Genomic DNA, 7034 nt, shown 5'->3' with positions numbered 1-7034 from the left:
TGCGCGCGCTCGGCGGCAATCCCGCCGCGGCTCGGGCGAACGGCATCCGTGCCGCCTTCATGAACTCGACCCTCTACATCGTCAGCGCGGCCGTCGCGGGGTTGTGCGGTGTGCTGCTCGCCTCACGCGTCGCGACTGCGGATCCTGGCGCGGGCGGAACCGGCTTCACCTTCCAGGTGATCGCGGCGGTCATCATCGGCGGAACCAGTCTCTTCGGCGGCATCGGAACCATCGCGGGCACGGCGCTGGGAGCGCTTCTCTTCGCGGTCATCAACAACTTCTTGGCCCTCACCAACACGAATCCGCAGTGGGGCACGATCGTCACCGGAGCGGTGCTCGCGATCGCGGTGGCGTTCGACCAGCTCCGCCGCTCTCGGCGGTTCCGTGTGGCGGGGGGCTGAGCCGGGCACGGGATAATCGGGCGGTGCCCGCCATCTCCTCCGACACCCTCGTCAGCTATCCCGCGGGGTCGACCTCGTCCCGCGGCACCGTGTTGGCGACGGTCGCCCTCGAACAGGGTCTCGGCGTCGTGCTCGACCGCACCGCGTTCCACCCGGTCGACGCCGGCTGGCCCGACCAGCCCGCCGATCGCGGCACCCTCGCCGGGCACCCCGTGCTCGATGCCGTCGTCGGGGCCACGGACGGCGGTGAGATCTTCGTCGGCCGCGACATCCCGGTGCGCAAGGGCACCGAGGGCTGGTCGTTCGTGGTGGTCCATGTTCTCGCCGCCGATGCGCCGGTGAACGTCGGCGATGACGTGGACGTGACCGTCGACGAGGGTTACCGAAACGGGCTCTCCGCCGGGCACACCGCGTGCCACCTCGCGTCGCTCGCCCTCGACGCGGCTCTGGCGGATGCCTGGACGAAGGAGATCGGCGGCGACGCGCTCGGCAACCCCGACTTCGAATCGAACGCCTGCCAGTCGTCCCGTATCCACGAGCACGGCAGCGTCGACGTCTACCGGGTCGGCAAGTCGCTGCGCAAGAAGGGCTTCGACGTCGCCGCGCTCGACGACCTCGACGGGGTGGCGGCGCGCGCGAACGCGCATCTCGCCGAGTGGGTCGCGTCGGATGCCGGCATCCGCATCGATCGCGACGGGGAAGGTCTCGGCGATCGCCGGAACTGGGTGTGCGAGCTGCCCGGCGGCGACGCGGTCATCCCGTGCGGCGGCACGCACCTGACCTCGCTCGGCGACCTCGGACCCGTGACCGTCGCGTTCGAGCGCGCCGAGGTCGAGGGCGGCGTCGAGATCACCATGCACACGACAGCGGCGTGACGCAGACTGACGTCATGAGCACGAACGTGTACCAGCCCGGCGTCTGCAACATCGGACCCGCGGAGATCCGGCAGCGGCGGATGTCGGGCTACCTCGGCCTCGCGATCGCGGTCGTGTTCCTCGTGCTCGCGTTCGCCTTCGGGTGGCCGGCCTGGGTGCGGCTGTTCGTCGCGCTCCCGGTCGCGATCGCGGCGACCGGGTTCCTGCAGGCCGCGTTCCACTTCTGCGTGCGCTTCGGCGCTCAGGGCCTGTTCAACTTCGGCGAACTCGGCACCCAGGAGGCCGTGCACGAAGCCGAGTACCGGCGCAAGGATCAGCGCAAGGTGCTGCTCATCGTCGGGCTGACCGCGGTCATCTCGGCGGTCGTCGCGATCGCCGCCTTCCTCGTCCCGCTGCCTTAGGCCAGATACACCTTCCGCAGGGTCTCGTGCACGGTCCAGGTCGTGCGCATCCCGTCGGTGAGACGCACGACCGACCCGGGGCCGAGGTCGATTTCCGGGCCATCCTCGAACGACACCGTCGCCCGCCCGGCGAGCACGACGAACACCTCGTCGACCTCGGTGTCGGTGGCGGAGCCCGGGGTCATCTCCCAGACGCCGATCTCGTGCCCATCGCGCTCGTCGAGCACGAGCATCCCGGTCGTCGGTTCTCCCGCCCGCACCTGGTCGGCGGGGAGCGGCTCGTGCTCGAGCGCCACCGCGGCTGCCCGCACGAGCACGCCGGGCTCGAGGGCGGTCACGAGTCGAATCCCAGGCCGAGGGCATCCAGGGTCTTCAGCAGCACGTCGCGCTTCCCGTCGCGGTGGTCGGCGCGGTCGAGCGACCGGCGCGTCAGGTTGATGCCGATCGAGGCCGCCGGCTCGGGTGGGAACGGCAGCGGGCGCTCCCGCACCATCCGCAGCTCGGTGAGTTCGGTCGACGCGCCGTCGAGCTTGTCGAGCATGACGTCGGCGGCGAACCGGGTGGCGGCGACGCCGAGTCCGGTGAACCCGGCGGCGTAGGCGACGCGGCCGCGGCGGGCCGTGCCGAAGAACGCGCAGAACCGGGTGCTCGTGTCGATGACGCCGGCCCAACGGTGGCTGAAGCGGATGCCCTCGAGTTGCGGAAACGTCGTGAGGAAGTGACTCGCGAGGCGGTGGAAGCTCGCGGGACGCTCCTCGTACTCGGGCCGGATGCGGCCTCCCGAGTAGTACACCGCGTCGTAGCCGCCGTAGAGGATCCGGTTGTCCGCGGTCAGCCGGGAGTAGTGGAACTGGTTCGCGAGGTCGGCGAGGCCCTGTCGGTTGCGCCAGCCGATCGACGCGAGCTGCCCCTCGGTGAGCGGCTCGGTCATCAGCACGTAGTCGTAGACCGGGACGGTCATCAAGCGATTGCGCCTCAACAGCGACGGGAACGCGTTGGTCGCGAGCGCCACCCTCGCGGCCCGCACCGTGCCGCGCTCGGTGCGCACGGTCACGGCATCCGCCGAGGAGTCGAGCCGGCGCACGGGGGAGTGCTCGAAGATCTCGACTCCGAGCTCGGCGGCCACGCGGGCCGGCTCGAGGGCGAGCTTGCCCGGGTGAACCAGGGCGGTCGACCTGCGGTCCCAGCGCCCGGCGAGGAAGGTGGGCGAGGCGATCTCCCCGCGGACCGCGGCCTCGTCGAGGAACACGTCGTCGGGGGTGTCGGGGCCCTCGAGCCAGGGGATCTGGTGGGGTTCGACGGCGACGCTCAGGGTGCCCGTGCGCTCGAAGTCGGCGGCGATCCCGTAGCGGCCGACGGCCTCCTCGATCGCGTCGAGGTTGGCGGCGCCGAGGCGGTCGAGCTGCGCGAGTTCCTCGGGCCAGCGTCGCTCGCCGTTCGCCTCCCCGTGGGTCAGGCTCGCCTCGACGAACCCCCCGTTGCGGCCCGACGCCGCGCCGCCGATCCCGCCCGCCTCGAGCAGCACCACGCGGGCATCCGGATCGCGTTCCTTCGCTCGGACGGCGGTCCACAGCCCGGTGTAGCCGCCGCCCACGATCGCCAGGTCGGCGTCGACCGTCGCGTCTAGTGACGGATGCGCGGGACGGGTCACATCGTCGAGCCAGAAGACCGACGGACGGCTGCCGGCGAGCGCGGCGTCGACGAGGGATGCCGCGGGTGCCTGCCGTTCGAAGACCGTGGACCCCATCAGCGCCGAGCCAATCCGTCGACGAGTGCCGAGATCTCGGCGTGCGCGGCTTCGAGCCGAGACAGGGGGCAGCGGAAGGCGAGTCCGCTCACGCTGATCGCGCCGCTCGGGGTGCGGGAACCATCGAGGTGCACCGGCACGGCGAGGCAGTTGACGCCGAGCTCGTTCTCCTGGTCATCGACGCCGTAGCCGCGCTCGCGGGTGCGCCGCAGCTCCTCGACGAAGGCGTCGAGCGACGTGATCGAGTGCGGGGTGCGGGCCTCGATCGCCGTGCCGTCGAGCCAGGCCTCCACGTCGGCGCGCGTCGTCAGACTCCCGGCGAGCAGCACCTTGCCGACAGCCGTGGTGGCGGCGGGATTGCGTCCGCCGACCATCGAGGTGAGCCGCACGGCGCCTTCGGCCGGATCGGTCTTGGCCCGGTAGACCACGTCGCGGCCATCGAGCACCGCGTAGTGCGTGGTCTCTCCGAATCGAGCCGCCAGCTCGCGCAGCAGGGGTTCGATCCGTTCGAGCTCGGGCCGGGCGGCGTGGTGCCGGAAGGCGAGCCGCACGAACTCGTCGCCGAGAACGTATCGGCCCCGGCCGGACTGGTCGGCGAGCCCCGACCGCACGAGAGCGCCGAGGGCTCGGTGGATGGTCGACTTCGTGCCGCCCATCACCGCGGCGAGCTCCTCGAGGGTCGCGCCATGGGGATGCCCGGCGAGTTCGACCAGCAGCGCGAGCACGCGGTCGGCGCCGACCAGTCTCTCGTCGCTCTTCTCGTCGTCCACGAGGGTCACCGCCGCGGATCCACGTGCACTTTGGGCCCGGGCCCGGCATCGGCTCCGCGGGTCCCGTCGAGCCGCGACGGCACCTCGTCGAGCGAGATGACTTCGCTGACGATCGGGTCGGGCACGACGACGCCGCTCGCGAACCCCTCGATCGCGCCCGCGAGGCCGGGCGATGCGGAGAGGATGCCAACCGCGGTGACGTCCTTCAACGCGAGAGCGCGGGTGTCGACCTCGCTCGGGGTCGACGAGAGTCCGATGAAGATCACGCGGCCCGCCGGCTTCACGAGCCGCACGGCGAGCGCGGGGGACGACTCGACGCTCGTGCCATCGATGACGGCGTCGAAGCGGTCGCCCTCGCCGGCGGTCACCTCGTCGACGGTGGCGACGTGTCGCACGCCGAGCTCGCGGGCGAGATCGAGGGACCCCGGCCGCACCCCGGCGAGGTGCACCTCGGCGCCCTCGGCGAGGGCGAATTGCGCGGCGAGCAGACCGATCGTGCCCGACCCGAGGATGAGTACGGTCTTCCCGGGTTCGAGCGCCGCGGCCCGCACCGCCCGCAGCGAGTTGCCGCCGGGTTCGACGAGTGCGGCCGCCGTCACCGACACGTTTTCGGGGATCGGGTAGGCGAACCGGGTCGGCACGAGCACCTGCTCGGCGAGGGCGCCCGGCCAGCCGTCGCGGATGCCCACCTCGAACCGGTCGGGGCAGACGTGGTGCACACCGCGGCGGCAGTAGTCGCATTTCCCGCAGCCGAGCATCGTGTCGCCGGTGACGCGCTTGCCGATCCAGTCGGCGTCGTCGAGGGATCCCGTCGCGGTGACCCGCCCGGTCCACTCGTGGCCGAGCCGGATCGGGAAGTGCGTGTAGCCGTCCTCGATGTACGACATCTCCCCCGTGTAGAGCTCGATGTCGGTGCCGCAGATGCCGACGCGTTCGACCTCGACGAGCAGTTCGCCGGGTCCGGCCACCGGCGCCTCGACCTCGTGCACCGAGGCCTTGCCGGGCGCGGTGACGACGAGCGCGCGCATCCGTCACACCGCCGGGTTCGCGATGACCCGCTGCGTCTGGGTCCCCAACCGCGTACCGCCGAGCGTCAGCGTCTCGCCGCCGTGCAGGTAGCGATTCGGCGACATCCCGAGCCCCACCCCCGGCGGCGTGCCGGTGTTGATGAGGTCGCCGGGCTCCAACGTCATGAACTGGCTCACGTAGTGCACGACGAACGTCGGGCTGAAGACCATCGTCGAGGTCGACCCGTTCTGCACGCGCTGCCCGTCGATCTCGAGCCAGAGGTCGAGGTCGAGCACGTCGCCGATCTCGTCGGGAGTGACCAGGTAGGGCCCGGCCGGGTTGAAGGTGGGGGCGGACTTGCCTTTCACCCACTGTCCGCCGCGCTCGATCTGCCAGGCGCGTTCGCTCACGTCGTTGACCAGCACGTAGCCGGCGATCGCCGCGGCGGCCTCGGTCTCGTCGGCGAGGTAGGACGCCCGCGATCCGATGACGATGCCGAGTTCCACCTCCCAGTCGGTCTTCTGCGAGCCGCGCGGGATGACGAGGTCGTCGTCGGGTCCGACGAGCGTATTGGGGGCCTTGTTGAAGATGATCGGCTCGTGGGGAACGGGTTGCCCGGTCTCGGCGGCGTGGTCGCGGTAGTTGAGTCCGACGCAGAGGATCTGGTGCGGTCGCGCGATCGGCGCGCCGAACCGCCGACCCGCCAGCGGCTCGGCGCGGTCGGCGCGCTCCGCGACGAGGGCGGGCAGGGTCGCGAGCGCGCCGGATCCGAAGAACGCTTCGTCGAAGTCATCCACGACATCGCTGAGGTCGACGAACCGGTCGTCGTCGAGGACGACGCCGGGTGTCTCGGATCCGGCGGCGCCGAGGCGGGCGAGTCTCATGAGGTCTCCTTGGTCGGACGGGTGGAGCCGCTCCAGCGGTGCGGCGGGACGCCGGCGACGCCGACGTCAGCGAGGAACAGCGCGCCGTCGGCCGGCAGCCTCTCCTCGGGGGACAGGTGCTCGATCGCGGAGGTGATGACGAGCCGGTCGCCGACGAATCCGACGCAGGTCGGTTGCTGGGCATCGACGAGCACGCGGCCGATCTCCCGGCCGTCGGGCGCGTACCGTACGACGCAGGACCCGGAGAACTGGGCGACCCACAGCATCCCGTCGGCGTCGACCCGCAGGCCGTCGGGGAACGCGGGGAAGTCGGTGACGACGGGCACCCACGGCTCGTCGCGGTCGAATCCGCCGGGACCGTACGAGTGACTCGAGAGCGTCTTCGTCGGAGTGTCGACGTGGTAGATCGTGGCGCCGTCCGGCGACCAGCCGACCCCGTTGGAGAGCTGGATGCCCTCGCGCAGCGTCTCGACGGAGCCGTCGGCCGAGATGCGCATCAGCGTCTCGGTGCCGACGGGTCCGCTGAGCGAGAGGGTGCCGACGACGAAGCGGCCCTGCGGATCGACGCCGCCGTCGTTGAAGCGCATCGGCCGTTCGTCGGTGAGCAGGTCGGGCCCGAAGGAGAGGTCGCCGTCGGGGGAGATGGTGGCGAGCCGCCGCGCGGCTGCGACGAGGAGTCCGCCGTCGTCGGCGAGGGCGACCGCACCGACGGTCTCGCGGACGCGCACCTCGGACGTGTCGACGAGCCGGTCGCCGTCGAGCCGCGCGGAGAGCACGCGACCCTCACGGATGTCGACGAAGCGCACGAGTCCGGCTCGGTCGTCGAACAGAACGCCCTCGGCGAGGTCGTACCGCTCGGTCGTCGCCTCGATGCCGCGCAGCTCCTGTGCCATAATTCAGCATAGTAACCGCATATTCGAACTAACGGAAAAGCATTCGCCAACGAGG

At 71.3% G+C, this 7034-nt stretch carries 9 protein-coding genes; 3 read left to right on the top strand and 6 right to left on the bottom strand.

From position 1 onward, the window contains the following. From ACILQS_RS03375 to ACILQS_RS03365, 3 genes are all read left to right on the top strand, one after another. A partial coding sequence (locus ACILQS_RS03375; RefSeq protein WP_395638688.1) for an ABC transporter permease occupies window positions 1-401 on the top strand: 401 nt, incomplete at its 5' end. 32 nt (window positions 402-433) lie between these two features. After that, window positions 434-1276, top strand: coding sequence for a metal-dependent hydrolase (locus tag ACILQS_RS03370; protein ID WP_395638689.1), 843 nt, complete (start codon window positions 434-436; stop codon window positions 1274-1276). A gap of 14 nt (window positions 1277-1290) precedes the next feature. Then, window positions 1291-1677 carry a hypothetical protein gene (locus tag ACILQS_RS03365; RefSeq protein WP_395638687.1) on the top strand — a complete coding sequence of 129 codons (387 nt, stop codon included), beginning with the start codon at window positions 1291-1293 and terminating at the stop codon, window positions 1675-1677. Here the strand turns inward: ACILQS_RS03365 and ACILQS_RS03360 are convergent. Genes ACILQS_RS03360 through ACILQS_RS03335 form a run of 6 tightly spaced genes read right to left on the bottom strand, consistent with a single transcriptional unit; the run spans window position 1674 to window position 6979 of the window. Then, window positions 1674-2015, bottom strand: coding sequence for a cupin domain-containing protein (locus tag ACILQS_RS03360; protein ID WP_395638686.1), 342 nt, complete (start codon window positions 2013-2015; stop codon window positions 1674-1676). The two genes, ACILQS_RS03365 and ACILQS_RS03360, sit on opposite strands and share 4 nt — an antisense overlap. After that, window positions 2012-3424, bottom strand: coding sequence for an NAD(P)/FAD-dependent oxidoreductase (locus ACILQS_RS03355; protein ID WP_395638685.1), 1413 nt, complete (start codon window positions 3422-3424; stop codon window positions 2012-2014). The genes ACILQS_RS03360 and ACILQS_RS03355 overlap by 4 nt, the downstream gene beginning before the upstream one ends. Further along, on the bottom strand, window positions 3424-4203 hold the full coding sequence (locus ACILQS_RS03350) for an IclR family transcriptional regulator (RefSeq protein WP_395638684.1): 780 nt from the start codon (window positions 4201-4203) through the stop codon (window positions 3424-3426). Before ACILQS_RS03350 ends, ACILQS_RS03355 begins: the two co-directional genes overlap by 1 nt. Beyond that, window positions 4200-5222 (bottom strand): zinc-binding dehydrogenase, encoded by a 1023-nt coding sequence (locus ACILQS_RS03345; protein ID WP_395638683.1) that lies wholly within the window; start codon window positions 5220-5222, stop codon window positions 4200-4202. The genes ACILQS_RS03350 and ACILQS_RS03345 overlap by 4 nt, the downstream gene beginning before the upstream one ends. A gap of 3 nt (window positions 5223-5225) precedes the next feature. Next, a complete protein-coding gene (locus ACILQS_RS03340; protein ID WP_395638682.1) occupies window positions 5226-6086 on the bottom strand; it encodes a fumarylacetoacetate hydrolase family protein in 861 nt (286 codons plus the stop codon). Beyond that, a complete protein-coding gene (locus ACILQS_RS03335) occupies window positions 6083-6979 on the bottom strand; it encodes an SMP-30/gluconolactonase/LRE family protein (RefSeq protein WP_395638681.1) in 897 nt (298 codons plus the stop codon). The genes ACILQS_RS03340 and ACILQS_RS03335 overlap by 4 nt, the downstream gene beginning before the upstream one ends. Window positions 6980-7034 lie beyond the last annotated feature (55 nt).

Origin of the sequence: Pseudolysinimonas sp. (assembly GCF_044239695.1) — a bacterium.
In the GTDB taxonomy this organism is placed as follows: Bacteria; Actinomycetota; Actinomycetes; order Actinomycetales; family Microbacteriaceae; genus Pseudolysinimonas_A.
This window is presented reverse-complemented; position numbering and strand designations above follow the sequence as displayed.

Bases quoted from the DNA above. Each gene is read 5' to 3' on its own strand.
- ACILQS_RS03340 (WP_395638682.1), bottom strand. From the start codon at position 6,086: ATGAGACTCGCCCGCCTCGGCGCCGCCGGATCCGAGACACCCGGCGTC.
- ACILQS_RS03365 (WP_395638687.1), top strand. From the start codon at position 1,291: ATGAGCACGAACGTGTACCAGCCCGGCGTCTGCAACATCGGACCCGCG.
- ACILQS_RS03355 (WP_395638685.1), bottom strand. From the start codon at position 3,424: ATGGGGTCCACGGTCTTCGAACGGCAGGCACCCGCGGCATCCCTCGTC.
- ACILQS_RS03335 (WP_395638681.1), bottom strand. From the start codon at position 6,979: ATGGCACAGGAGCTGCGCGGCATCGAGGCGACGACCGAGCGGTACGAC.
- ACILQS_RS03345 (WP_395638683.1), bottom strand. From the start codon at position 5,222: ATGCGCGCGCTCGTCGTCACCGCGCCCGGCAAGGCCTCGGTGCACGAG.